The following is a 25181-nucleotide window of genomic DNA, read 5'->3' as shown; positions in this document are numbered from 1 at the left end:
CCCGTCTCTGAACGGTACTGCTACACCCTAGTCGCTGTTGGGAGCGGCGTATCGACAGGCGACACCTCTATTTATGCAGGCGAGAGTTTTGCAGGCGCGTGCTGGCGCTCAGTCCGGCAGGTTAAGCGGGGCGTTGTCGCGCGGGGGATGCTCGGCCGCCGGCGCGGGGGGCTCTGACCACACACTGTTGCCAACCCCATGGCGGGAGCGTAGATGCACAGCCCTGCCCATACGCCAGAAGGCCAGGGCACCGCCAATGGCCAGCAGCTGCACGAAGAACAGGTCCCAGTAACCCTGGCCCGCGGCGCGCCACAGGGGCATGTTGATGTCGATCGCATCCAGCACCGGGATGGCGGCGGTGAGCAGGGCGCAGAGGTAGAGCAAATCGCGCGCGCCGGCCGCCACCGGGCGCAGCAGGCACCAGCCGATGGCGGCAAAGAACACCGCGAAGTAGGCCAGTTCGGTGAGCTCAGGGCGGTTGTCCAGGCCGGCACTGGCGCGGCTGGCCAGGAAGGCGGCGGACACACCGGCCATGCAGCCGATGCACACGCCACTGTTCAGGCGCGCCATGAACACAGTGGCCGGGGACTGCTCCGCGCTGCGCCGGCGGCGGCGGGATTCCACCCACAGCAGGTTGCCGGAATAGAACAGGAAGGCCCCCGCCAGCCCCAGGACGAAATAAACCCACTTGGCCGGGTAGCCGCCAAACTCCACGTAGTGCAGGGCTAGCAGGCCCTTGTAAAAAGTGGCCCCGCCGCTGGCGCTGGCCGGGTGGTTCACACCGAGCACGGTGCCGCTGGTGGCATCGAGGGTCACGTTGACCCCGGAAGCCAGGGTGTCGGCATTGGCCTTGCCGCGCACCATCACCGTGCTGCTGGCGTCGCCCGGGTGGTTGTAGCGCAGTTGGGTGGGTGTCATGCCCGGGGCCTGCGTTTGGGCGATGGCCAGCAGCTGTGCCACCGGCAGGGGCGCCGCCGCCTCGCCGCTGGCCTGGCGCTGCTCCATAAAGCCCAGTTGCGGCCCCACGGTGGCCATCAGGTCGTCGTCGAACACCAGCCACTGGAAGGGGGCCAGCAACAGCAGGCCAATGCCGATGACTGCGCTGCTCCAGGCGTACATGATGTGCCAGGGCAGGCTGAGCACGCCCACCACGTTGTGGGCATCCAGCCAGAAGCGTTTTTTGTTGCGCCCTGGGCGCACGACAAACAGATCCTTGAGGGCGTTGGGCAAAAACAGGATCACCCCGGATACCAGGGCGATGCCGTAGATGATGCAGACGAAACCGAGCACATAGAGGCCGAAGCTGTCTGGCAGGCCGGCGGTGTAGTGCAGGCGGTAGATAAAGCCCGGCAGGTGGGAGGTGTCCAGGGCGGTGTCGAGTTCGCCACCGGGGGCCAGGCGAAATTCGTGGCGCTTGAAGTCGCCGTCATCCTGCCGTTCAAACCAGCGGGCCTGGTGACGCGGGTGCTCGGGGCTGGCCAGGTCGAGGCGCAGCACTTCCATCTGCGCGGCGTAGGGTGTTTGCAGCACCTGATCCAGCAACTGCTGGGCCTGCGCCGGCGGCTCCAGCGCCTGGGCCTGGTCGGTGTAACTGTCCCAGGCCTCCAGTTCGTGCATGAACACCGTGATGGCGCCGGTGTAGAAGGCGATGAACAGGGCCAGGCCGGCGCCGAGGCCGGTCCAGCTGTGCACATCAAGGAAGCTCTTGAGCGTGCTGTTTTTCATACCGCCGATACCCCGGCCAGCTTGAGTAAGGTCAGCAGCGCGAAGCTGATGCCGGTAATGGCCAGCAACACCAGGGCTGCGGGCAGCGCCCGGGGAATGAGGTAACTGGCCGAGGCCAGGGCCACCCACAGCACAAAGGCCATCAACAGGGCGGGCAGGGCCAGTGCGTTGCTGGCCGGCACCAGCGCCAGGAACAGGCCGATCAGGGCCACGGTGGCCGGCAGCGACAGCAGCACCGCCACCAGCGACCTAGCGAGCACGGTAGCGCCTCGCCAGCAGGTCGACCCAGGGGGCGGCAATGCACGCCAGGAAATACAGGCTGAGCAGGGTGTAAAAGCTGGCCCAGAAGCCGCCCAGGGTGTAGGCCCCAAACCAGCAGGCAACGGCAAAGCCGGCACCGGCCAGGCCCAGCGCTAGGCCGCGCGCCATACCCTGGCAGTAGCGCACGGCCACATGGGTGAGGGCGGCGGCGAGCAGGGTAGCAGTGATGGCGGCGGTCGTGGTGGTAAGCGTGGTGCCAAACGGGGTGATCATTGCGCGTTCACTGTTGGGTATCGGGAGTCGGCCAATGCCGGCACCCATTGTAGATGCACGGGCGCGACAGTACGACTGCGGTTTTGCGTGGCTGGCTATTCAGGGCGACAGGACCGCAGGGCATTGACCCACAGGACGCCGCCACCTACAGCGCCAGCGCGATAGCCCCCAGGGTGCTGGCCAGCAGGATGCCGGCGGTCTGTGCCAGCGGGTGGCGGCCTTCGATCAGGCGCGCCAGCAGGCCGCGCCGCCCCATGCGCTGGCCGTGCTCCACCAGGGGCACAATGTGCTGCTGTAGCGCGCTGGGCACAAAGGCCGGCAGGTAGCTGGGACCGGTGTACACCAGCACATCGTCGATCATCAAAAACCAGCCGCGGTAGAAAATACGGCCATCGCGCCCGGTGTGGTAGACATTGCGGTGGTCTACCAGCAATAGTTTGCCCTCCAGCACGGCGATATGGCCGGTGGGGCTGCGCAGATACAGCCACAGGGCCAGGGCTGGCCCACCCAGCAGCAGGGTCAACGCGGCCAGGCTGGCCGGACTGATGTGCGCCAGCACTGCCAGCACCAGCAGCAGGCAGCTTGCCGACAGGTACAGGCGCGCCAGGCGGCGCAGCCGCGCCTGGCGCTGGGGCGGTTTTGCCACCCAGTTGGCCGCTGAAGCGGTGTAGTCCACCGGCTCTGCCCCGCGCAGGCTGTCGGCCACAAAGGCCTGCTGGCGCAGCCCGTGCAGTGCGGCCAGGGCGGCACAGCCGATCACCAGCAACCAGAGCAGGGTATTCAACCCGGTGCTGATGGCGGCATGGCGCGCAAGGGCCCCGTTGCGCTCGTTCGTCAGCGCGTCCAGCAGGTCGGACTGCAGGGGCGCCTCCGGCTGGCCGTCGGCGCCAAAGCGCTGCAGCGCGCTGCGGTTTGGGTCCAGCACCAGCAGCTTTCCCCCCCAGGTCATGAGCTGCTCGGGCACAAAGCCCGCCGGCAGTGGCAGCGCCCGCTCAAAGCCAAAGCGGGCGTCAAACTGGTACAGGCCACGTGCGCCGGATGCGGGATGGGCGAGCACAACCCACCAGTGGCGGTTGTTGGCGGCAAAGGTGTGCACCTGTTGGAAACCGGCCTCCAGCGCCGGCGGTGCCATGAAAAACACCTCGTCCAGCTGCCGGCCGAGTGCGCCGTCCTCGTAGCGCAGAATGCTGAGGGCCGGGCCCTCGGTGCTGCCAATGTACAGCAGCCCGTCCCGGGCCAGCAGGGCGGGGCGTGGGCCAGGGCCAGAGAGGGTTTCGGTGCCGGGGTCGGAGCTGGGGTCGGAGCTGGAAGAAGAAGCGCGAAAATCTCGCTCCACCTCGGCCACCACCGCCCCGCTGGCATCGAGTTTGCGGAGCACGCCGGCCGTGGGTAGGGCCTGCAGCATCATGCCGCTAGCGGGGTGCACGGCAATGCCGGTGGGCAGGGTATCCTGCGGCCCGTGTGGCGCGCATACCGCGGTGGGCAGGTGGCAGCGGAACAGTCCCGGGGCGCCGCTGGTGTTTGTTTCAGCTCCGCCTGTTTCAGCACGGCTTATTTCAGCGCCGTTTATTTCAGCGCTGTTTATTTCAGACGCTGGGTGGGCACCTGTGCTGCGTGCCAGCAGGAAGTGGCTGGCCGAAGCTGCGCCTGCGGTGATGGCGCGCGGGTCACTGAGTCCGAGGGCGGCGAGGGGCAGGGCAGTCTCGCCAACGCCGGCGCGGTCGTGCAGCAGCAGTTGATCCGGTAGCAGCAGGGCCAGGCCGCCATCCTCCAACGGGGCCGCCGCCAGTGGGCCGGCGGGGGGCGGCGCGGGTGCCAGGGCCGGCCCGGCCACCTGCCATGCTAGCCACAGCAGCAGGGCGGCCAGGGCACCGGCGGTGTAGCGCCGGGCCAGCTGGCGGGCGCGGGCGGGCCGCTCGCGCAGTGCGGTGGTCACCCGAAAGGGGGCCAGCGCGTAGAGGTTGGGGCAGTCGGCATGGATGGGTGCGCGGCCTCGGGCCAGTCGGGCCCGGTGCTGCGCTTTCTGCTCGCCGGCAAGCTTGCGCTCTAGCGCGATGGCCCGGCGGCGCGCCTCGGCCCGGCGCTGTTCGGCATTGCCGCCACTGTCGATACCTTCCACAGGCGAGGCGTTAACGACAGGCAGGGCATTAGCGACAGGCGGGGCATCACCGTCGGCGGGGCTTTCACCGTGCAGATGGGTCAGATGAACAGCGGCGCCGATCTGGTCGAGCCGGTGATAGAGGTCGGCGGCGGTTTTGCGATCCAGGTCGCTGCACAGCACGATGGGGGCGCCGCTAAAGCAGGCGTCCAGACGGGCGGCGTCCTCAATGCCCAGAATTTCGGCAAACTGGCGCCTGACCCGCTTGCGGTCACGGCCTGGTTGTATGTCCCCGTTGAACGTGAGGTTAAAGCGCTGCACCTCGCGTCGTGCGCCCCTGGTGTTGTTATTAAAGGCCTGAAAATGTACGGGCTTTTGCCCGGCTTGGCCAGTGCCGGGCAGGGCAAAGACGACTTACTGCGCCGGGCGGTGCAGCTCGGCAAAGGCGGCGCAGAGGCGAATGGTTTCCAGGCTGTTGGCCAGGTAGCGGGGGCCGGATTCCAGGCTGTCGATGATGGGCGCGAAGGTGGCTTCCACCCGTTTGGCATCGCGCTCGGAACAGAACTGGTCAAAGTAGGCCGGCAACTGGCCCTTGCGCCAGCTGTCCACCCGGCCGAGCAGGGCATCGAGATTGGCATCCACCCAGTCGAACAGGGCATCGCGGGTTTCGGCGTGGGCCATCTGGCTGTCGAGGATGTCGAAGATTTCGTTGTCCCTGAGCTCGGGCGAGAGGATGCGCTCGCGCATCAATGCCGCCACCTCTGCATCGGTGCTCCAGGCCATGGCGCCCAGCAGGTATTCGCGCAGCAGGGCGTTGTCGGAGGCCAGAAAGTGCTGCCACAACAGGTCGGCGAAGGGTTTGCCGTGGGCCTCAATGCCGGCGAGCAGGGCGATGTAGCGGATGTTGGCATCGATGGCATCGGGGTGCAGCTGTTCATCCGCGCCAAAGCCGGTAAAGGCTTCGCCGGCGCTCACCAGGCGGGCGTGGATGTCGGCATCGTTGGCGCCAAGGCCCAGGGTAGACAGCAGCAGGGTGCGAAACTGCTGCTGGTCCGGGTTCAGCTCGGGCAGCGCTTCCAGGTCGGCCAGTACCGGGCGGTACCAGTCGCGCATGCGCCCCAAAAGGGCTGCGCGGTCGTCACCGGCGAGCACGTGGTCCTTGAGTTTGTAGAGGTCGGCCCGCGGTGCAATGGCCACCCGCCAGGAGCTGACCCGGGTAATGGGCCCGACGGCGGCAAGATACTCATCCAGCGACAGGCTGCCGTTGTTGAGGGCCGCGCTCAGGCTGCCGGCCACGGAAATCTGCTCGCTGCTGCTGAGTGTGTCAAAGCGCGCCAGCAGGTCTTGCCACTGCTCGCCGGGCAGCGACCAGCGGTAATAACTGGCCCCGCCGGTGTTGGGCAGCACCGCGCCCGGGCACTGCTCTGTGTCCAGTTCAACGGTTTGCTCGGCGTCTTTGATCAGGAAGCACTGGCTGCTGCTGCCGTCTGCCTGCAAGGCGCTGATACAGGCGGGCACAATCCAGCGCTGGTCGCTGGAGCCGGTGGAGCCCGCCGGCAGGTAGCGTTGCTGGCTGATGGCAAGGCGCGGCGCGCCGCTGCTGCAGTCCAGCGTGGTGTTCAGCATGGGCAGGCCGGGCTGCTCGATAAAGCTGCGGAAGGCGGCTTTGAGGTCGTCGCTGTTGACCTGGGGGTTGGCCTCGGCAATGGCGCCGATAAAGTCGTGGGCGGTGGTGTTGCCGAAGGCGAAGGCCTGCATGTAGTGGCGAATGCCGTCGCGGAAAGAGTCGCGGCCCAGGAAGGCCTCGAACATGGACAGCACGCCGCCGCCCTTCTGGTAGGTAATGCCATTGAAGGCGGAGCCGATGTCTTCGTGGCGAGTGATGGGCTCGCGGATCTGGCGGGCGCTGGCCAGGCTATCGTTCACCATGACGTTGGCGCTGCTGTTGAGCAGGGCCTCGCGGTAGTGCTCATCCGGGTACAGGCTGTCCAGGATGATGTAGGCGTTCCAGGTGGCAAAGGATTCGTTCAGCCAGATGTCGTCCCACCACACCGGGGTCACCAGGTTGCCAAACCAGTGGTGGGCCAGTTCGTGGGCGTGGGTAACGGCAAAGCTGCGCTTCTGGCTCACTGGCGCACCCTCGTCCAGCAGGATCAGCTGCTCGCGGTAGGTGATGGCGCCGGCGTTTTCCATGGCGCCGGCGGAAAAGTCCGGCACCGCGATGATGTCCAGTTTGGCGTAGGGGTAGGGGGTGGCGAAGTAGTCTTCCATGGCCTGCACGATGGGGGCGGTGTGCGCCAGGGCGTAGCGGATTTCGTCGCCCTTGCCTTGGGTGGTGATGCCGCGCAGGGGCAGGGCCTGCTTGCGCTGGGCGGTGGCGGGGATGGGCTCGTACTCCACCACATCAAAGGGCCCCACCGCGAAGGCAATCAGGTAGGTGGGCAGCGGTTTGGTGGTGGCGTAGGTGATGGTTTTGCTGCCATCGCCGTTGTCTGCCACGCGCTGCTCGGGGGTGTTGGTAATGGCGCTGAATTCTGCCGGCACCGTGAGCTGGATATCAAAGGGCACCTTGAACACCGGCTCGTCGAAGGCGGGGAAGGCCAGGCGGGCGGAGGTGGCCTCAAACTGGGTGAAGGCGTAGCTCTCGCCGCCGCTGTCCACTTTGTACAGGCCCTCCAGGCTGGTGTTGAAGGGCGCGCGGTACTCAAATTCCAGGGTGGCTGCGCCGTCTATCGCCTCTGGCGCGGTGATTTGCACCGTGCCGGTGGCCAGGGCCTGTTCCCAGGTGAGCGGCACTGCGCGGCCGTCCGGCAGAATGGCCCTGGCGCTGCTCACCTCAAGGCCGTTGCCGTGCATCCAGAAGTTGTCGCGCCCGGCGATATTCACATCGATGCGCACCCTGCCGCTGAAGGTGTCCTGGCGGGGGTCGATGCTCAGCTGCAGGTCGTAGTGGCTGGGCTGCACCCAGTCCGCCGGCAGGCGTGCCGAAGGCGCTGCGTCGGGCTGTGTGGAAGACTGTGTGGAGGGCTGCGATGCGACGGGTGCGGCGGCGGTTGCTGCCGCACTTGCCGCTGCTTTGTCGGCAGGTGCCTGTTCGGGGCTGCAGGCCGCCAGCAGGGCGGCGCCGCACAGGGCCAGGCTCATGCGCAGCGCCTGGCGCAGGCGGGTCATCGAGTGCAGGGTGGTCATGGGGTTCTCTCGGGTGGGTGTAACGGTTGGCGGGTTGGTTGGAGCAGGTTTGGCGGTGGGGTGGCCCCGGCGGCCGAGGGCGCGGCCGCACAGGGCCGCGCCCGCGAGGCGCGCTAGGGTGTATCGGTGGCCACAGCCACAGCGGGTTTGCCGCCCAGGCCCTCCCACTGTTTTGCCTTCAGGCTGATCAGGGCAATGATGATGCCGATGCCAATGCTGAACAGGCTGATCTGCAGGTAGAGATTGGGCAGCTCTTCAACGTTGTTGGGGTCGAAGTTGCCCGCCAGCAGGCCGGAGATGATATTGCCGATGGAGTAGGTGAGCACAAAGACCCCCATCATCTGGCCGGCGAAGCGCTTGGGCGAGAGCTTGCTCACCGCCGACAGGGCCACCGGGCTCAGGCACAACTCGCCCACGGTGTGCAGGAAGTAGGTGGTGATCAGCCAGTAGGGCGCCACTTTCAAGCCCTGGGCCGCGTACTGGGCGGCAAAGAACATCACGATGAAGCCGCTGGCCATGATGATCAGGCCGATGGCGCATTTCATGCCATAGGAGGGCGAAACCATGCGCTTGCCGAGGTTGATCCACAGGGCGGCGAAGAAGGGCGACAGAATCACGATGAACATCGGGTTCACGTTCTGGAACCAGGAGGCGGGCATCTCGAAGGAGCCGATGATGCGGTCGGTATAGTCGCGCCCGAACAGGTTCAGGGACGAGCCGGCCTGTTCAAAGCCAGACCAGAAGCAGGCCGACGCGATACACACCAGAAACAGGGCCCACAGGCGCTTTTTCTCGGCGTCGCTCAGGTTGCCCTTGAAGTAAATGAAGCCGTAGTAGGCGAAGAAAATCAGTGTAAAGACAATGGCGGTGTACTGGGCCAGAGCAACGGCGTTGATGGTGAGTTTGCCGGTCAGGGCCAGCCCGGTGATAACGGCCACCGCGGCCACGGCCGCCCAGATACCCATCCAGGCCTTGCGCGCACCGGCTGGCGACAGGGGCACCTCCGGCGCGAGGCTGGCGCCGCCGAGGTTATCGATGGTGCGGCGGTACTGGATCAGGCCAACGGCCATGCCCACGGCCGCGGCGCCAAAGCCCCAGTGCCAACCCACGTTCTCGCCGAAGTAGCCGCAGATGGTGTAACCCAGCACCGAGCCCATGTTGATGCCCATGTAGTAGAGGGCATAGCCGCCGTCCCGGCGCACATCGTCATCGGAATAGAGCTGGCCTACCAAGGCGCTGATGTTGGGCTTGAGCAGCCCGGTGCCGGAGGCCACCAGAATCAGGCCGATAAAAAAGGTGCTGCTACTGGGAATGGCCAGCACGATGTGGCCGCACATAATGATCACGCCGCCCCAGAACACCGTGCGCTGCCCGCCCAGCAGGCGGTCGGCAATCCAGCCCCCGGGCAGGCCGAGGAAGTACACCGAACCGGTGTACAGGCCGTAGATGGCGGTGGCGGTGGCCACGGTGAAGGCCAGGCCTTCCTGCTGCAGGCTGGCGGTCATGAACAGCACCAGCAGGGCGCGCATGCCGTAATAGCTCATGCGCTCCCACATTTCGGTAAAAAACAGGGTAGAAAGCCCCTTGGGGTGTCCAAAGAAGCCGCTGTCGGCGGGGTTGGCCGCGGCGCTCGCTGTCGCATTGGTCATGCTGAGACGTTCCTTTTTGTGATGGGCCAGGCTTGTGGCCAGTGGCGTCATTATAGGGATTATCGCCATATGACGAAAAAGTGACCGCTGCCCTCAACCGAATGGCGAAAAAGCCGGGTGGCCCGACGGCTGTGCCACCGTGCGCGGTGGGGCAATAGTGGGTATCATAGCCGCCTCGCCGCAACTGGCGAAAGTTTGATCAGGAGAGGGCGGCGCAGCCTACCGGGGCCCGCACTCTCTTCCCGGCGCCCATCCCCGCGCCCCCATCCAGAAAAATAGCAGGATCCTATGAAAAAATGCCTTCTGGCTCCCATCGCCGCCGCCCTGTTGGTGGCCTGTAACGACAGTCAATCACCCGTCACCTCCGCCAGCGCGCCGCCCCCGGCACCCGCTGTGCAGGCCGAGCCCGCCAAGGCGGCCGAGGCGCCGGACGAGGACTTCCGCTACGTTATCGACCGCTTTGCGGACATCCAGGTGCTGGCCTACCCGGTGCCGGGCTTCGAGGCATTGAGCGCCAGGCAGAAGGAATTGCTCTACTACCTGCACCAGGCCGCCTACGCCGGCCGCGACATCATGTGGGACCAGAACTACCGTCACAACCTGCGCATTCGCCGCACGCTGGAAGCGGTGGTGCGTAACTACCCGGGCGATCGCAACACCGAGGCCTTCGGCCAGTTTATGACCTACGCCAAGCAGGTGTGGTTTGCCAACGGTATCCACCACCATTACTCCACGCTGAAATTCCAGCCTGAATTCAGTGAGCAAGACCTTGCCGGCTTTGTGACCGCCGTGGCAGAAGCCGGTGACCTGCCGCTCCGCGAAGGCCAGGACGTGGCCGGGCTGATCAGTGAGCTGACGCCGATACTCTTCGACCCCGCCATCGCCCCGAAGAAGGTGAACACCGCCGCCGACGTGGACAAGGTGGCCGCCTCGGCGGTGAACTTCTACGGTGAGGATGTCACCGAGCAGGAAGTGCGCGACTTCTACGCCGCCCAGTCCGCCGACGACGGCGACCAGCCGGTGTCCCACGGGTTGAACTCGCGGCTGGTAAAAAACGCCGACGGTGAACTGCAGGAGCAGGTGTGGAAAGTCGGCGGCCTGTATGGCGAGGCCATTGCGCAGATTGTGGTGTGGCTGAACAAGGCCATCGCCGTGGCCGAGAATGACAGGCAGCGCAAGGCCCTGGAACTGCTGGTGAAATACTACGAAACCGGCGACCTGCACACCTTCGACGAATACAGCATCGCCTGGGTGGAAGACAGCGACTCGCGCATCGATGTGGTGAACGGCTTTATCGAGGTCTACAACGACCCCATCGCCTACCGCGGCTCTTTTGAATCCGTGGTGTCCTTCCGCGACGAACAGACCAGCAAGCGCATTGCCGCCATCGGCGCCCAGGCCCAGTGGTTCGAGGACAACTCCCCGATCATGGACGAGCACAAGCGCGCCAATGTGAAGGGCATTCTCGGCAAGGCGATTACCGTGGTGGCCGAGAGCGGCGACGCCTCGCCCAGCACGCCTATCGGCATCAACCTGCCCAACGCCAACTGGATCCGCGCCGAGCACGGCTCCAAATCGGTGAACCTGTCCAACATAGTGTCGGCCTACAACGCTGTGCCCAGCAAGGCGCTGCACGAGTTCGCCTGGGACGAAGCGGAGATCGAGCGCGGCGAGAAGTACAAAGTGGTCACCGGTGCCCTGCACACCGACATGCACGAGGTGATCGGCCACGCCTCCGGCAAGATCAACCCCGGCGTGGGCACGCCCAAGGAAACCCTCAAGCAGTACGCCTCCACCCTGGAGGAAGGCCGCGCCGACCTGGTGGCCCTTTACTACATGATGGACCCGAAGCTGGTGGAACTGGGCGTCATGCCGAACATGGAAGCCGGCCAGTCCGAGTACGATGGCTACATTCGTAACGGCATTATGACCCAGCTGTACCGCTTGAAGCCGGGTGAGCTGATCGAGGAAGCCCACATGCGCAACCGCGCCATGGTGGCGCGCTGGGCGATGGACATGGGCAAGGACAACAATGTCATCGAGCGCCGGGTACGCGAGGGCAAGACCTACTTTGTCATCAACGATTACGCCGCCCTGCGCGACATTTTCGGCCAGCAACTGCGGGAACTGCAGCGCATCAAATCTGAGGGTGACTTCGAGGCCATCCAGCACCTGGTGGAAAATTACGGCACCCAGGTGGACCCAGCCCTGCACGCCGAGGTACTGGAGCGCTTCGCCAAACTGGACGTGGCGCCCTACAAGGGCTTTGTGAATCCCTACCTGGAGCCGGTGGTGGAAGACGGCAAGATTGTCGATGTCACCATCAGCTACCCCCAGACCTTCGAGGAACAGATGCTCTACTACGCCGAGCACTATTCCTTCCTGCCCAACGAAAACGGCTGAGTCAGGCCGGCGTGCGGCCTGCCGGCAGCGGTGGCCGCGCCTTTGCCTGCGCGGGCCGGCGCTGCCATTGCCGGTCCGCCTGGCTGGTTATTTGCCCGGGCTCGCACTATGCTCGGGCGCATGATCCCGCACAGTGTTCGCCATATCTTCCGAGCGTTGCGCCAGCGTCCGTTGTGCGCTCTGGCGCTGTGCGTCGCGTTGTTGGTGCTATCTGGCTGTGAGCGCGGTGGCCCGCTGCGCCTGCATGCCCTGACCTACCAGCAGATTGACGTGACAGCCCTGCAGGCGGCCATCGCCAGCGAGGGGCACTTCGACATCGTGCCCGGCGGCGGCCCCGCCGACCTGTCATCGCTGCAGGCGTTGACGGAGGGCTATGCCGACCTCGGCATTATCGATAACAGCACCCCCTTCCAGAGCGGTGTGCGCACGGTGATTCCACTCTACCGCAGCGTGCTGCACCTGCTGGTGCGCGACGGGGTGAGCCTGGCGCAGAAGCGCCAGACGGGGGAGGACATCAGCGTCTACGTGGTAAATGATTCCCACGCCGGGCAGACCTTCCTGTCACTGGCGGCGCAGCGGGCGGGCATTCTGGCCAATCGCCTGCACCGGGTAAATCAGCTGCAAAGCGGGGTGACCGATGTCATCGTGTACTTCGGGCCGATCAACCCCCAGTCGACCCCCTGGTACCAGCCCGGCTATTCCCTGGTCTCGCTGGCGGATGCCGGCGAGGCGGCGGCGGAGTTTTTGCGCGAGGGGGTCAGCTTGCTGGTGCCCCAGCTGAAGTCGATGGAAATCCCCGCGCTTACCTATAACCTGCCGGGCAACGAGCGGCCGCTGCAATCCCTGTCGGTTGCCACCCTGCTGGTGAGCGCCAAGGCCATCGATGAAGAGCGCATCTACGCCCTGACCCGCCTGCTGGTGGAGCAGAAGCCCCTGTTCGCCGCCCTGGAGCCGGATATTTTCAGCTGGGTGAGCGAGCGTTTTGACCGGGAGAAGCTCAACTTTCCCCTGCATCCCGGCGCTCGCCGCTACTTTGAACGGGACGAGCCGACACCGCTTGAGCGCTACGCCGACAGCATCAACCTGCTGGTTTACTTGGCCATTCTGCTGGCGACGGGGGTGGTTGGCCTGCTGCGCTGGCGCACCCAGCGCAAGAAAGACCGGGTGGATACCTTCTACAGCCGCCTGCTGGTGATACGCGAGCGCTCGCCGCACGAGCCCGCCGCCGAACTGCTCGAAGAAGTGCGCCAGTTGGAGCTGGAAGCCTATCGCCTGCTGATCCACGAAAAGCTGTCGGCGGACGAGAGCTTTCGTATCTTCACCGATCTGTTGGGTAGCATTCGCGCCGAACTGCAGGCGAAGGCCGCTGCGGTTTAACTTCTGCTGCTGCTGCCGGCTTTCCGGCGCCACCACCCTGCCTTGGCCGGCCGCCACCGCTACACTGCGCGCCTCTTACTTATAACGTGATTGTGGAGGGCAGCATGCAACGATTCGACAACAAAGTCGCCTTTATCACCGGCGCGGCATCCGGCATTGGCCTGGCGAGCGCCAAGCGCCTGGGCGGGGAGGGCGCGCGCCTGTTTGCCTGCGACATCAACGCCGAGGGCCTGGCGAGCGAGATGGCGGTCCTGCGGGACAGCGGTGTGGAGGTGACCACCCGCGTGCTGGACGTGAGTGACGATGCCGATTGCGCCGCCGCCGTGGCGGAGTGCGTGGCGGCCTACGGCCAGTTGGACATCCTGTGCAACATTGCTGGCATGGTGTGCACCAGCCACTTCGCCGAACTCACCGTGGAGCGCTGGCGCCGGGTGATGGACGTCAACATCAACTCGGTGTTTGCCCTCAGCCTGGCCGCCATTCCCCACCTGCTGGAAAGCGGCGGCAATATCGTCAACATTGCCTCCACCGCCGGTATCGCCGGGCTGCCCTACAACTCCGCCTACTGCGCCAGCAAGGCCGCGGTGCTCAACTTTTCCCGCGCCCTGGCCACAGAATACGCCGGCCGTGGCGTGCGGGTGAATGCGGTTTGCCCGGGCGGCGTGAACACGCCGTTGATTCGCAACGCCCAGGCACCCGAGGGCGCCGACCTGGCCCTGTTTGGCCGCATGTCGCCGCTCACGCCCTACATGGCGGAGCCCGAGGAAATTGCCGGCGCCGTGGCCTACCTGGCGAGCGCCGAGGCGCGCTTTGTGACCGGCTCTGCGCTGGTGATCGACGGCGGCCAGACTGCTATCTGATGATGTTCCGGCGCGAGGCTCAGTGGGCCTTGCGCTGGACGTTAGCGATACGCACCGGCTGCAACAGCATCTGTCCGCCGGCATAGCTCGGATGATTGGGGTCGGGGGTGTCGGTATCCAGCTGTTGTATGCGTGATACCACGTCCATGCCATCAATTACCTGGCCAAAGGCCGCGAAACCCTGGCCGTCGGGATAGCGTTTGCCACTGAAGTCGAGCTCCGGTTGGTTGGTTACGCAAATAAAGAACTCGGAGCTTGCACTGCCCGGCTCCAGTCGTGACATAGAGATCACGCCGCGGTGGTGTGTGAGTCCGGTTTCCTGCGTGGTTTCGTGACGGATGGGCGGGAAAGGTGGTGGTGTGTCACTCATTCCCCGGCCTCCCTGGATCACCTCGATTTTTACCGGTTGGTGGGATTGGTTGTCCAGGGTGACTACACGGTAAAAGCTGCTGTCGCGGTAGAGCCCGGCATCCACGTAGCGCAGAAAATTGGCGACGGTTACCGGCGCTGCATCTGGATAGAGTTCGACAGTGATGTCGCCGATGTCGGTGTGGATAACGACTGTGGGGTTGTTCGCCCAGGCGGCAAAGGTAATACACAGTGTGACGAGGGCTGCCAGTTGCCTAATGCGTTTAAGTGCCACGGGATTCTCCTGTGAACAAAGGTTGGCAGTTGATGGGGCTGGCGCCAGGGGGCGCCAGCGGGTGACGTCGCTCCCGCAGCAAACTGGCCGGGGGAGCGCAGGCTATCAGAAGTGAATGCGGCCGGTAACGCCCAACGTTCGGGGTTGGATTCGGATTTGGGCATCGGGATCGAAGGGCGGGCGGCGCAGGGCACGGGTCACACCGCGGTCGTCGAACAGGTTGTCGGCGAATAGCGACACTTCCCAGCCTTCGGTTTGTACGCCCAAGCGCATGTTGGCCACGGTGTAGGCGTCCATTTCCCGGTAATTGGGCTGCTGCTTGCTGAACTCGGTACCGCGGTCGCCGGTATAGATGGCGTTCGCCCAGACGAAGCCGTCGAGACCGTTGCCCAGTGGGTGCCGGTATTCAACGCTGGCGTTGGCGCTGACATCGGCCACGAAAGGCGCCGGGTCACCGTTTTCTGCGCTCAGGTTAGGTACGTCCTCCGCCAGTTGGGAGTCGACATAGGTGCCGCCCAGGGTCAGGGTCAGGCCGTCGATCGGACGCGCGGTGAATTCGACTTCCACCCCTTCGCTGGTGGCCTTGCCCACGTTTTCACGGAAGCCAAAACCACACTCGAAGCTGCGCTGGGTCTGCATGTCGTCCCAGTCAATATAGAAGTAGGTCAGGTTGTACTGCAGTCGGCCGTCGGCAGCGGTGCCCTTGGTGCCGATCTCGTAGTTCCACAGTTTGTCAGGGTCGAAGAAGCGGGTGTCGCCGCCGCTGCGTTCAACTTCGTCGAGTTCGTCGGCACACACCGAGCGCGGGATGTTGCCGTTGATGCCGCCGTAGCGGAAGCCGCGGGCCGCCTGGACATAGACCAGAGCGTTGTCACCCAGGTCGTAGCTCAGGTTGACCTTCGGATTGATGCCGTCCTCGGTGCCTTCCGGGCGCGGGTCGCTATTGGAGCCGCCGTTGAACAGGCCGGACTGGTAGTACTTGATTTCCTGCTTCCAGTTGAAGTAGCGCAGGCCAGCGGTCAGGGTCCACTGCTCCCAGTTGTAGTAGGCCTCGCCGAAGAAGGCGTAGGTCTCCACCGTGAGGTCGTCGTAGCCGTAGTACAGGTTGTCCTTGGGGGCACCGAAGTCACCCGAGTCGATACCGATGGCGGCATCGGCACCCGGTACCGGGAAGGTGTTCTCGTAGAACACTTCTTTCCTGTCGGCGTAGGCGCCCACAGTCCACTGCAGGGGGGAATCGTAGGTGGACGCGAGGCGAATCTCCTGGGCGTAGACCTCGGAGTCGGTCATGTCTTCCAGTTCGTGCGGGGTCACAGTCGGGAACTGGCTCTGCAGCAGCAGGTCCAGCGAACGGCGGTTGATCACGCTGCGGTCGAAGTAGGAGGTGGAACTCACCAACTGTGCCCAGCCCAGGTCGTAGTCCAGGGTCAGGTTGTAGATATCCATCTCGTCGTCGTAGCCGTCGAAGGAGGGGTAGTCACGGGTCAGTTCCGGGGTGTGGTCGAGGTCTTCCGGGCGACCGCCGTCGGAGTACTCGTGGTGCAGTACCGAGAAGTCGGCGATTAGCCGGTCGGTGGCCTGCCAGCGGGCGACGATGCGGCCGCCCTTGGAGGTGGCTTCGTTGAGGTCGTCCTCGCCGGTGAGGATGTTGTCGATGTAGCCGCCTTCTTCCACGTAGTAGGCGCTGGCGCGTACGGCGAACTTGTCGTCGACCACTGGCACATTGACCAGGCCCTTGTAGGACTGGCCGTTGGAGCCCTCATTGATGCTGGAGAAGCTGGTTTCGAACTTGCCGCCGAATTCGGCGAGGTCAGGTTTGTTGGTCACCTGGCGAATGGTGCCGGTCATGGAGCCGGCGCCGTAGAGCGTGCCCTGTGGGCCGCGCAGGACTTCCACCCGCTGCAGGTCGAACAGGCTGATCTCTGGGTTCATGGCGCCCATGGAGATCGGAATCTCGTCCAGGTAGATGGCCACAGTCTCCTGGTTCTGGGTGTCGTTGTCGTTGCCGCCGCCATTGGCGACACCGCGAATGGACAGCCGGGTGCGCCCGGGGCCGTTCTGGTAGGCGGTCAGGCTGGGGACGGTGCCCAGCAGGTCGGAAAAGTCCTTGGCGCCCATGTTGTCGATGGCGGTTTCCGATAGCACGTTGATGCTGATCGGTACGTCATACATCGACTCGGTCCGCTTGCGCGCGGTGACGACGACTTCCTCGAACACCGCGTTGGCGCCGGCGGCCTGGTCCTGGGCGGCTGCGGGCAGGGCGGCAGCGCCGGCCAGCAGCAGTGCAGTTAGAGACGTTTTATGGTCGCAGTACAGAGCGCGCCGAACGTGGCTTGCGAGAATTGACATGGTTCGTTTCCCCGTCTTGTTCATCATGTGGCCGGCTGGGCCGGGCCAGGTGGTTATGGTTTGCTGGCGCACATTATCACGAGGCAGTAGCGCTTGAATGATGCGATCGTCCAAAGGAATGATGCAGCTGTACGCCCGCGGGCGGGTCAGGACGGGGTGCGCAATTCCTTGGGCAGGTAGCCGAAGTGGCGCTTGAAGGCCGCCGTAAAATTGGTTGGGTGCTGGTAGCCGACCGTCTCGGCGACCTGGGAGATGGCCAGTTTGCCGTCGTGCAGCAGCTCCCGGGCCTTGTTCATGCGGTAATCCTGCAGGAACTCGAACACCGAATTGCCGAAAATCCGTTTGAACTCGGCGCACAGGGTGCTGCGGTTCAGCCCCACCTGGCGCGCTAGTTCGGCCACCGTGGGTGGGTTGGCGTGGCGCTCCACCAGGATCTTCTGGGCGCTAAACAGCTTGCTCTTCAGCGCCAGTCCCGGCGCATCCTCCTCGTCCTGGTGCTGGTCACCGGCCTCGGTTTCCTGGAAGAAGCGGCACACCAACTCGGCGATTTTGGCCTCGGTGAACAGGCGCCGGCGCACGCCCTGGTAGGGCATGTGGATGAGGTCCAGGGTGATGTGCATCATGCCCGGGGTGAGTGGAAAGCTGCAGAAATTGTCGGCCGGATCGGCGCCGAAGATCACGTCCCCCAGGCGCCGGGGTAATTGCGCGCGCTGTAGGCCGAAGTGCCGCCGCAGAAAGCCAGGCTTGATGTGGATGGTGACCGAGCAAAGGTGGCTGCCCTCTTCAATGCAGACATTGAAGGCGTGGTCCTTGCGCGTGTGCATCACCGATACGCTGGCAGAGGGTACCTGTACCCGGCTGTCGCCGGCAAAGGCGACCTGCAGGCCACTGGACAGCATGAAGCGCAGGGTAATCAGGTCCTGGCGCGGCAGGACCCGCTGCTGGTAGGTCTTTTCGTAGCGGCCATCGATGATACACACCAGCAGGTCGCGGTTGGCGCGGTACAGCTCCCAGAAACCGCGGTCGTCGGTGCTGTCCAGTTGCAGGCGCACGCCGTTGTGGTTGTCGCCGACCTGCTTGAGGTTGAGGAAGTCAAAGTGCGCCGGGTCTTCCAGGCAGGCTTCGTTGAAACCCTGGTATATGCGATCGAGGTCGGCGCGGGTGGCGGTGTTCACGCGGCCAGCCGGGTGTGGCGGTCGTACTCCTGCAGCAGCCGCTGGTGCAGCAGGGGCGGGGTGCGCAGGCGCTTGATGTCCTCGAACAGCAAAGCCGCCTGGGGATAGTAGCAGCGCAGGTAGACCAGCCACTGTTTCAGGGGGTTGCCGACGCAGTCGGCGTCGTAGTGCTGCAGGGTCAGTTCGAAGAACTGCAGCAGCAGGGCGCAGATGTCCGGCCAGGCCATGGCCGGCAAATCCCGGCCCTCGCTGGCGGCGCGCAGCAGGCGCGGTAAATCCGGCCGGCACAGGGCGCCGCGCCCCAGCATTAAATCGTCACTGCCACTGACTGCCCGGCAGCGCCGGGCGTCCTCGACACTCCAGATTTCACCGTTGGCGACCACCGGCATGGTGAGCCAGGCCCGGGCGCGGGCGATTTCGTCCCAGTGGGCCGGTGGCCGGTAGCCCTGGCGCTTGGTGCGGGCGTGAATGGTGAGCTCGCTGGGCCCGCCGGCGGCAATGGCCTGGATGTTCTCTCTCAGCAGGCCCGGGTCGTCGTAACCCAGGCGGATTTTGACCGTGACCGGGATGGCGGCGGGCACCGCCGCGCGCACCGCTGCCACAATGCGGCCCACCCGCTCCGGCTCGCGCAGCAGGATGGAACCGCCATCGGAGCGATTCACCGTTTTGGCCGGGCAGCCGAAGTTGAGGTCGATGCCCGGCGCGCCAAGCTCTGCGCCGCGCGCCGCATTCTCGGCCAAAGGCGCCGGCTGGCCCCCCAGCAACTGCAGGTAAACGGGCACCCCGGCCGGGGTGCGGCCCCCCGCTGCCAGTTCCGGGCAGATGCGGTGAAACACCCGCGGCGGCAACAGCCGGTCCGATACCCGCAGAAATTCAGTGACACAGCGATCCAGCCCGCCCAGGGAACTGAGCAGGTGGCGCATGGTGTGATCGATAACCCCCTCCATGGGGGCGAGCATCAGGCGCATGGCACGTATCGGATCGGTCGGGGTGGATGAAGGGCGCTTGCGCCGCCCTGAGCGCGGGCGCAGCGGGTGATTATACGCTGTGCCTGCCGCCCTGCGGAATGCCACCTTGGCGTTATTGGTCAGCGGTGGTGATCCTGCTTTATGATAGCTCCCTTGTTTTGGGTACAGCGGTTTTGGGTACAACGGTTTTGGGCACAACGTTTTGGAGCCTGCGTTTCGGGCGCAGCGGGCGAAGGGAGCAGCATGCAGGCCGGTATCATTGATCAGGGACTGGAGCTGATGCTCTATGGCATGGGCACTGTGGTGGTTTTCCTGGCCCTGCTGGTGGTGGCCACCACCTTTATGTCGCGCCTGGTGGAGCGCTTCTTTGCGGAGCCGGAAGTGGAGGCGCCCCCCGCTCGTCCTGTCGCCAACGCCGCCAGCGCCGTGCCATCCGGCGATGCCCAGCTGCTGGCCGTTATCTCCGCCGCCATTCATCAACACCGCAAACAGCGCTGATTCCAGCGTCGCATGCATTCGCGTTAACGAGGTTCGCTGCTATGGAAGCCAATCAACGCCCGCTGGGCATTACCGACGTGGTACTGCGGGACGCCTCCCAGTCGCTGCTGGCAACCCGGGTTCGCCTGGACGACATGCTGCCCATTGCCGAGCTGCTGGACAGCGTCGGCTTCTGGTCGCTGGAATCCTGGGGCGGGGCCACCTTCGACGCCTGCATCCGCTACCTGGGTGAAGACCCCTGGGAGCGCATTCGCGAGCTGAAAAAAGCCATGCCCAACACGCCCCAGCAGATGCTGTTTCGGGGCCAGAACATCCTCGGCTACCGGCACTACGCCGACGACGTGGTGGAAAAGTTCGTGGAGCGCGCGGCGGCGAACGGGGTGGACGTGTTCCGCGTGTTCGACGCCATGAACGACATGCGCAATATCGACGTGGCGCTGAAGGCAGTGAAACAGGTGGGCAAGCACGCCCAGGGCACCATCTCCTACACCCTGAGCCCGGTGCACAACATCGACACCTGGGTGGAGCAGGGCAAGCGCATCGAGGACATGGGCGCCGACTCCATCGCCATCAAGGACATGGCCGGCCTGCTGCGCCCCTACGAGGGCTATGAGCTGGTCAAGCGGCTCAAGGCCAGCTGCGACATCCCCATCCACATGCAGTGTCACGCCACCACCGGGCTGTCCACCTCCACCATTCTCAAGTGCGTGGAGGCGGGTATCGACAACGTGGATACCTCCATTTCCTCCATGTCCATGACCTACGGTCATTCACCGACAGAGACCGTGGTGGCCATTCTCGAAGGCACCGAGCGCGACACCGGGCTGGATATCACCAAGCTGGAGACCATCGCCGCCTACTTCCGCGAGGTGCGCAAGAAGTACGCGAAGTTTGAAGGCTCCCTGCGCGGGGTGGACTCGCGCATTCTGGTGGCTCAGGTGCCCGGCGGCATGCTCACCAACATGGAAAACCAACTGCGCGAACAGGGTGCGGCGGATCGCCTGGACGAAGTGCTGGAGGAAATTCCCCGGGTGCGCGAAGACCTGGGTTTTATCCCCCTGGTCACCCCCACCTCGCAGATTGTCGGCACCCAGGCGGTGCTGAACGTACTCACCGGCGAGCGCTACAAGTCCATTTCCCGGGAGACCGCCGGCGTATTGAAAGGCGAGTACGGCGCCACCCCGGCCCCGGTGAACACCGAGCTGCAGCAGCGCGTGCTGGAGGGGGGCGAGGCCATCACCTGCCGCCCGGCGGACCTGCTGAGCCCGGAGCTGGACAAGCTCACCGCCGAGCTGCGCGAGCTGGCCAAGGAAAAGGGCATCAAGCTGAGCCGCGGCGACGGCGAGGTGGACGATGTGCTGACCTACGCCCTGTTCCCCCAGGTGGGGCTCAAGTTCCTGCAAAACCGTGGCAACCCGGATGCCTTCGAACCGGCGCCGGGTAGTGAACCCGCACCGGCCCCGTCGCCCGCGCCGGCTGCCGCCCCCGCCAGCGAGGACGGCCCGGCGGTGTACACCGTGTCCGTCAACGGCCAGTCCTATGTGGTGGAGGTGGCCGAGGGCGGCGATGTGTCCTCGGTGCAGGCGGCGCCCGCTGCCGCGCCTGCCGCCGCGCCGGCTCCGGCGGGCGGTGGCGAGCCCCTGCCCGCGCCGCTGGCGGGGAATATCGTCAAAATCAACGTTGCCGCCGGTGACGCCCTTGCCGCCGGCGATGTGGTGCTGGTGCTGGAGGCGATGAAGATGGAAACCGAGGTGCGCGCCCCGCGCGACGGCACGGTGGGCGAGGTGTGCATTTCGGTGGGCGATGCCGTGAAAGTGGGCGATGCCCTGATCAAACTGGGATAAGCCCCGATGGACAACCTGCTCACACTCTGGCATGCCTCCGGTCTGGTACAGATGGAGGCGGGCCAGGCGGCGATGATCGCCATCGGGCTAATGCTGCTGTTTCTCGCCATTCGCAAGGGCTTTGAGCCCCTGCTGCTGGTACCCATCGGCTTTGGCGGCATTCTCGCCAACATCCCCGGCGCGGGCCTGGCCTATTCGGCGGTGGAAAATGCCCTGCACCACGCTAACCCGGCGGTACTGGCGGAGGTGGCAAGGCTGTTTGAACTGCCCGCCGACGCCGGCATCAAGGCCATCATGGCCGCCGTTGACGACGCCGGGCCAGTGGTGCAATTGACCCTTGAGCGTCTGGCGCAGAGCGCCGGCTACAGCAACGGCATGCTGTACAACTTCTACAACGTGGCCATCGCCTCCGGCGTGGCGCCGCTGGTGATCTTTATGGGCGTGGGGGCCATGACCGACTTTGGCCCGCTGCTCGCCAACCCGCGCACCCTGTTCCTGGGGGCCGCCGCCCAGTTCGGCATTTTTGCCACCGTGCTCGGTGCCGTGGGGCTCACTGCCCTGGGCTGGATGGACTTCAGCATTGCCGATGCCGCCGCCATCGGCATTATCGGCGGCGCCGATGGCCCCACCGCCATCTATGTGTCCAGCGTGCTGGCGCCGGATCTGCTGGGCGCCATTGCCGTGGCCGCCTATTCCTACATGGCCCTGGTGCCGATGATCCAGCCGCCCATCATGCGCGCCCTCACCACAAAGGAAGAGCGGGCCATCGAAATGAAGCAGCTGCGCCACGTATCCAGGCGGGAGAAAATCGTATTCCCCCTGGTGCTGCTGATCCTGGTGGCCCTGCTGCTGCCGGACGCGGCGCCCCTGCTGGGCATGTTCTGCTTCGGCAACCTGATGAAGGAATGCGGGGTGGTGGATCGCCTGTCGGACACGGTGCAGAACGCCCTGATCAACATCACTACCATCTTCCTCGGCCTGTCGGTGGGCTCCAAACTGGTGGCCAGCAAGTTCCTGGATGTGCAAACGCTGGGTATTCTGGGCCTTGGCATCATCGCCTTTGGCATTGGCACCGCCTGCGGCGTGCTGATGGCCAAGCTGATGAACCGTTTCAGCGCGGTGCCCCTGAACCCGCTGATCGGCTCCGCGGGGGTGTCCGCCGTGCCCATGGCGGCGCGGGTGTCCAACAAGCTGGGGCTGGAGGCCAACCCCCAGAACTTCCTGCTGATGCACGCCATGGGCCCCAATGTGGCGGGGGTGATCGGCTCCGCAGTCGCTGCGGGCGTGATGATCAGCCTGGTGGGTTAAGGCGGATTTAGCGCACCGCTCGCGTGCCACTAGGTATCCGCCCCGTATTTTTTGTACACTGTGCGGCCACGTTGAATTACCCGGGCCCTGATTGCGAATGAACCCCAACTATCTTGATTTCGAACAACCCATTGCCGAGCTGGAAGTAAAGATCGAGGAACTCCAGCACGTGGGCTCCGATGCTGATATCAACATCAGTGAAGAAATCGAGAAGCTGCGGGAGAAAAGCACCAAGCTCACCGAGAAGATTTACGGCAACCTCAGCCCCTGGGATATCGTCAAGGTGGCTCGCCATCCCCAGCGGCCGTACTCACTGGACTACATTCCCCGGGTCTTCACAGAGTTCGACGAGTTGCACGGCGACCGCCGCTTTGGCGACGACAAGGCCATTGTGGGCGGCGTGGCCCGCCTCGACGGGCGGCCGGTGATGGTGATCGGCCAGGAGAAGGGCCGGGCGGTGAAAGACAAGGTGCTGCGCAACTTCGGCATGCCCAAGCCCGAGGGTTACCGCAAGGCCCTGCGCCTGATGGAAATGGCCGAGCGCTTCAAGATGCCGGTGATCACCCTGATCGACACCCCCGGGGCCTACCCAGGCATCGACTCGGAAGAGCGGGGCATCAGTGAGGCTATCGCCCAGAACCTGGCGGTCATGTCGCGCCTGGCCACGCCCATCCTCTGCGTGGTGATCGGCGAGGGCAGCTCCGGCGGCGCCCTGGGCATTGGCGTGGGCGATCACCTGGCCATGTTGCAGTACGCCACCTACTTTGTGATTTCCCCGGAAGGCTGCGCCAACATTATCTGGAAGAGCACCGAACACGCCCCCGATGCGGCCCAGGCCATGGGGGTGACCTCCAGCGTGCTGGAAGAGCTGGGCATTGTCGATGCCACCATCGCCGAGCCCCTGGGCGGTGCCCACCGCAATGTCGGCCTGATGGCGAGTCGCATCCAGGATCACCTGATTGGCCAGCTTGACCGCCTGCAACAAATGCCGGTGGATGAAATGCTGGAACAACGCTACGCCCGCCTGATGTCCTACGGGAACTGACCACGGGCCGGAGTCCGGCCATGGCGCACCGCCCACTCAGCCCCAGCCACCTCGCCGACGACCTGGCGGCGCTGGCGCGCGCGCCCCGCTGGTGGCTGGCCTACAGCGGCGGGCTGGATTCCAGCGTGCTGCTGCACCTGCTGTGCCAGGTGCGGGCCCTGCAGCCCGGCTTGCCGCCACTGACTGCCCTGCATATCAATCACCGCCTGCACGCCGATGCCGCGCAGTGGCAGGCCCACTGTGCGGCTCGCTGTGCTGAGCTCGGCGTGCCCCTGGTGGCGGCGACGGTGGATGTCGCCAGTGATGGCGATGGATTGGAGGCCGCCGCGCGCCGGGCCCGCCACCGGGTGTTCAAGCAGCACCTGCAGGCCGGCGAGGTGCTGTTCACTGCCCACCACCAGGACGATCAGGTGGAGACCCTGCTGCTGCGCCTGTTGCGCGGCGCCGGGGTTGAGGGCATGGGTGCCATCGCGCCGGCGCGCCCGCTGGGGCAGGGCACCGTGCACCGGCCTCTGCTGGGCGTGCCGCGCAGCGCACTGCTGGCCTACGCCCGCCAGCACGGCCTGGGCTGGGTCGACGACCCCTCCAATACCGATACAAACCTTGACCGCAACTACCTGCGCCAGCGGGTGCTGCCGCTGCTCGCCGAGCGCTGGCCGGGCTATCGCGCCACCCTGAGCCGCGCCGCCGGTGCCCAGCGCGACGTGGCGGCACTGCTGGAAGAGAGCCTGGGCCCGCTGCCGCGAGTGCACAATACCTTCGGCGACCCGGGGCTGGCCCTGGCGCCTCTGCTGGCCCACTCCGACGCGGCGGCGGCGGCGCTGCTACGCCGGTGGTTTGGCGAACTCGGCCTGCGCGCCCCGGACCGGGTGGCCCTGCTGGAGCTGCTGCGCCAGTTGCGTGCAAGCGATGCCGGCGCGCCCCGCCTGGTAGTGGATGGCGCCGAGATCCAGCGCTTTGGCGCCGGCCTGTACCGCCTGCCCGGGTCGGATGGCCCGGCAGCTCAGGCCGCCGGCCAGTCCCTCGGTCCGGGGCAAACGCTGGATATCGGGGCGCTGGGGCGGCTGGCCCTGGTGCCGGCGCCGGCCGGCGCGCCGGGGCTGTACCTTGGCCCAACTCAGTTGCTTACGCTGGGCTTTCGGCGCGGCGGCGAGCGCTGCCGGCCGGCGGGCCGCGGCGGCAGTTGCCCCCTCAAGCAGTGGCTGCAGGAGCAGGGGGTGCCCCCCTGGTGGCGGGCCCGCCTGCCACTGCTGTATCTGGATGGCGAACTGCGGGTGATTGGCGATCGCTGGTACTGCGACAGCGCCGCTCCCCAGCCAGCGCGGGACGGCGGGGCGGGGCGCTGGCAAGTGCGCTGGGAGCGAAATTGTCCCACCGCTGCCGATTGAGCCAAATGGTGCTTTCTGCTAGTCTGGCTACCCATCTTTTCGCAGTACCCGCGCTCCGTCCAACGCCCCTGAAGGCAAGACAGAGTGCGGGTTTTGTGTGTCCCGAACAACAGCGTAAATAGGCTTTT

The 25181-nt window shown here is 65.4% G+C and carries 18 protein-coding genes; 8 read left to right on the top strand and 10 right to left on the bottom strand.

Annotated features, from left to right (window positions below):
• Positions 1–108 precede the first annotated feature (108 nt).
• The 6 genes from DDZ17_RS03900 to DDZ17_RS03875 all read right to left on the bottom strand — a co-directional run bounded on the left by DDZ17_RS03900 (position 109) and on the right by DDZ17_RS03875 (position 9195).
• The gene (locus DDZ17_RS03900) at positions 109–1725 is read right to left on the bottom strand and encodes a PepSY-associated TM helix domain-containing protein (protein ID WP_116364604.1); all 1617 of its coding nucleotides are present in this window, start codon (positions 1723–1725) and stop codon (positions 109–111) included.
• A complete protein-coding gene (locus DDZ17_RS03895) occupies positions 1722–1985 on the bottom strand; it encodes a hypothetical protein (protein ID WP_157976427.1) in 264 nt (87 codons plus the stop codon). The genes DDZ17_RS03900 and DDZ17_RS03895 overlap by 4 nt, the downstream gene beginning before the upstream one ends.
• The gene (locus DDZ17_RS03890; RefSeq protein WP_116364602.1) at positions 1975–2259 is read right to left on the bottom strand and encodes a hypothetical protein; all 285 of its coding nucleotides are present in this window, start codon (positions 2257–2259) and stop codon (positions 1975–1977) included. Before DDZ17_RS03890 ends, DDZ17_RS03895 begins: the two co-directional genes overlap by 11 nt.
• A 145-nt stretch (positions 2260–2404) precedes the next feature.
• The gene (locus DDZ17_RS03885; protein WP_116364601.1) at positions 2405–4678 is read right to left on the bottom strand and encodes a hypothetical protein; all 2274 of its coding nucleotides are present in this window, start codon (positions 4676–4678) and stop codon (positions 2405–2407) included.
• A gap of 93 nt (positions 4679–4771) precedes the next feature.
• Positions 4772–7546 (bottom strand): M1 family metallopeptidase, encoded by a 2775-nt coding sequence (locus tag DDZ17_RS03880; RefSeq protein ID WP_116364600.1) that lies wholly within the window; start codon positions 7544–7546, stop codon positions 4772–4774.
• Between the two features lie 113 nt (positions 7547–7659).
• Positions 7660–9195, bottom strand: coding sequence for a peptide MFS transporter (locus DDZ17_RS03875; protein ID WP_116364599.1), 1536 nt, complete (start codon positions 9193–9195; stop codon positions 7660–7662).
• Between the two features lie 288 nt (positions 9196–9483).
• Between DDZ17_RS03875 and DDZ17_RS03870 the strand changes: the two genes are divergently transcribed.
• From DDZ17_RS03870 to DDZ17_RS03860, 3 genes are all read left to right on the top strand, one after another.
• Positions 9484–11598, top strand: a complete 2115-nt coding sequence (locus DDZ17_RS03870; protein ID WP_116364598.1) for a dipeptidyl-peptidase 3 family protein — start codon at positions 9484–9486, stop codon at positions 11596–11598.
• A gap of 204 nt (positions 11599–11802) precedes the next feature.
• Positions 11803–12975 carry a TAXI family TRAP transporter solute-binding subunit gene (locus DDZ17_RS03865; RefSeq protein ID WP_157976426.1) on the top strand — a complete coding sequence of 391 codons (1173 nt, stop codon included), beginning with the start codon at positions 11803–11805 and terminating at the stop codon, positions 12973–12975.
• Between the two features lie 104 nt (positions 12976–13079).
• Positions 13080–13835, top strand: coding sequence for an SDR family NAD(P)-dependent oxidoreductase (locus DDZ17_RS03860; RefSeq protein WP_116364963.1), 756 nt, complete (start codon positions 13080–13082; stop codon positions 13833–13835).
• A gap of 19 nt (positions 13836–13854) precedes the next feature.
• Here DDZ17_RS03860 and DDZ17_RS03855 read toward each other — a convergent pair whose 3' ends face one another.
• From DDZ17_RS03855 to DDZ17_RS03840, 4 genes are all read right to left on the bottom strand, one after another.
• Positions 13855–14478: a peptidylprolyl isomerase gene (locus DDZ17_RS03855; protein ID WP_241505776.1), complete on the bottom strand. Its 624-nt coding sequence runs from the start codon at positions 14476–14478 to the stop codon at positions 13855–13857.
• Positions 14479–14583: 105 nt separating this feature from the next.
• A complete protein-coding gene (locus DDZ17_RS03850) occupies positions 14584–16827 on the bottom strand; it encodes a TonB-dependent receptor (RefSeq protein WP_116364961.1) in 2244 nt (747 codons plus the stop codon).
• A 146-nt stretch (positions 16828–16973) separates the two neighbouring features.
• Positions 16974–18002: a helix-turn-helix transcriptional regulator gene (locus DDZ17_RS03845; RefSeq protein WP_116364596.1), complete on the bottom strand. Its 1029-nt coding sequence runs from the start codon at positions 18000–18002 to the stop codon at positions 16974–16976.
• Positions 17999–18970 carry a tRNA dihydrouridine synthase gene (locus DDZ17_RS03840; protein WP_116364595.1) on the bottom strand — a complete coding sequence of 324 codons (972 nt, stop codon included), beginning with the start codon at positions 18968–18970 and terminating at the stop codon, positions 17999–18001. The genes DDZ17_RS03845 and DDZ17_RS03840 overlap by 4 nt, the downstream gene beginning before the upstream one ends.
• A gap of 243 nt (positions 18971–19213) precedes the next feature.
• Between DDZ17_RS03840 and DDZ17_RS03835 the strand changes: the two genes are divergently transcribed.
• The 5 genes from DDZ17_RS03835 to tilS all read left to right on the top strand — a co-directional run bounded on the left by DDZ17_RS03835 (position 19214) and on the right by tilS (position 25053).
• Positions 19214–19468, top strand: a complete 255-nt coding sequence (locus DDZ17_RS03835; protein WP_116364594.1) for an OadG family protein — start codon at positions 19214–19216, stop codon at positions 19466–19468.
• 41 nt (positions 19469–19509) lie between these two features.
• A complete protein-coding gene (gene oadA, locus DDZ17_RS03830) occupies positions 19510–21312 on the top strand; it encodes a sodium-extruding oxaloacetate decarboxylase subunit alpha (RefSeq protein ID WP_116364593.1) in 1803 nt (600 codons plus the stop codon).
• Positions 21313–21318: 6 nt separating this feature from the next.
• Complete coding sequence (locus tag DDZ17_RS03825; RefSeq protein ID WP_116364592.1) at positions 21319–22620, top strand: sodium ion-translocating decarboxylase subunit beta; 1302 nt, start codon at positions 21319–21321, stop codon at positions 22618–22620.
• Positions 22621–22717: 97 nt separating this feature from the next.
• On the top strand, positions 22718–23665 hold the full coding sequence (gene accA, locus DDZ17_RS03820; protein WP_116364591.1) for an acetyl-CoA carboxylase carboxyl transferase subunit alpha: 948 nt from the start codon (positions 22718–22720) through the stop codon (positions 23663–23665).
• A gap of 20 nt (positions 23666–23685) precedes the next feature.
• Positions 23686–25053, top strand: a complete 1368-nt coding sequence (gene tilS / locus DDZ17_RS03815) for a tRNA lysidine(34) synthetase TilS (RefSeq protein WP_116364590.1) — start codon at positions 23686–23688, stop codon at positions 25051–25053.
• Positions 25054–25181: the final 128 nt, after the last annotated feature.

The organism is Parahaliea mediterranea (assembly GCF_003402235.1).
Classification (GTDB): Bacteria; Pseudomonadota; Gammaproteobacteria; order Pseudomonadales; family Halieaceae; genus Parahaliea; species Parahaliea mediterranea.
This window is presented reverse-complemented; position numbering and strand designations above follow the sequence as displayed.

Bases quoted from the DNA above. Each gene is read 5' to 3' on its own strand.
- DDZ17_RS03900 (WP_116364604.1), bottom strand. From the start codon at position 1,725: ATGAAAAACAGCACGCTCAAGAGCTTCCTTGATGTGCACAGCTGGACC.
- DDZ17_RS03890 (WP_116364602.1), bottom strand. From the start codon at position 2,259: ATGATCACCCCGTTTGGCACCACGCTTACCACCACGACCGCCGCCATC.
- DDZ17_RS03880 (WP_116364600.1), bottom strand. From the start codon at position 7,546: ATGACCACCCTGCACTCGATGACCCGCCTGCGCCAGGCGCTGCGCATG.
- DDZ17_RS03875 (WP_116364599.1), bottom strand. From the start codon at position 9,195: ATGACCAATGCGACAGCGAGCGCCGCGGCCAACCCCGCCGACAGCGGC.
- DDZ17_RS03870 (WP_116364598.1), top strand. From the start codon at position 9,484: ATGAAAAAATGCCTTCTGGCTCCCATCGCCGCCGCCCTGTTGGTGGCC.
- DDZ17_RS03860 (WP_116364963.1), top strand. From the start codon at position 13,080: ATGCAACGATTCGACAACAAAGTCGCCTTTATCACCGGCGCGGCATCC.
- DDZ17_RS03850 (WP_116364961.1), bottom strand. From the start codon at position 16,827: ATGTCAATTCTCGCAAGCCACGTTCGGCGCGCTCTGTACTGCGACCAT.
- DDZ17_RS03840 (WP_116364595.1), bottom strand. From the start codon at position 18,970: ATGCGCCTGATGCTCGCCCCCATGGAGGGGGTTATCGATCACACCATG.
- DDZ17_RS03835 (WP_116364594.1), top strand. From the start codon at position 19,214: ATGCAGGCCGGTATCATTGATCAGGGACTGGAGCTGATGCTCTATGGC.
- oadA (WP_116364593.1), top strand. From the start codon at position 19,510: ATGGAAGCCAATCAACGCCCGCTGGGCATTACCGACGTGGTACTGCGG.
- DDZ17_RS03825 (WP_116364592.1), top strand. From the start codon at position 21,319: ATGGACAACCTGCTCACACTCTGGCATGCCTCCGGTCTGGTACAGATG.
- accA (WP_116364591.1), top strand. From the start codon at position 22,718: ATGAACCCCAACTATCTTGATTTCGAACAACCCATTGCCGAGCTGGAA.
- tilS (WP_116364590.1), top strand. From the start codon at position 23,686: ATGGCGCACCGCCCACTCAGCCCCAGCCACCTCGCCGACGACCTGGCG.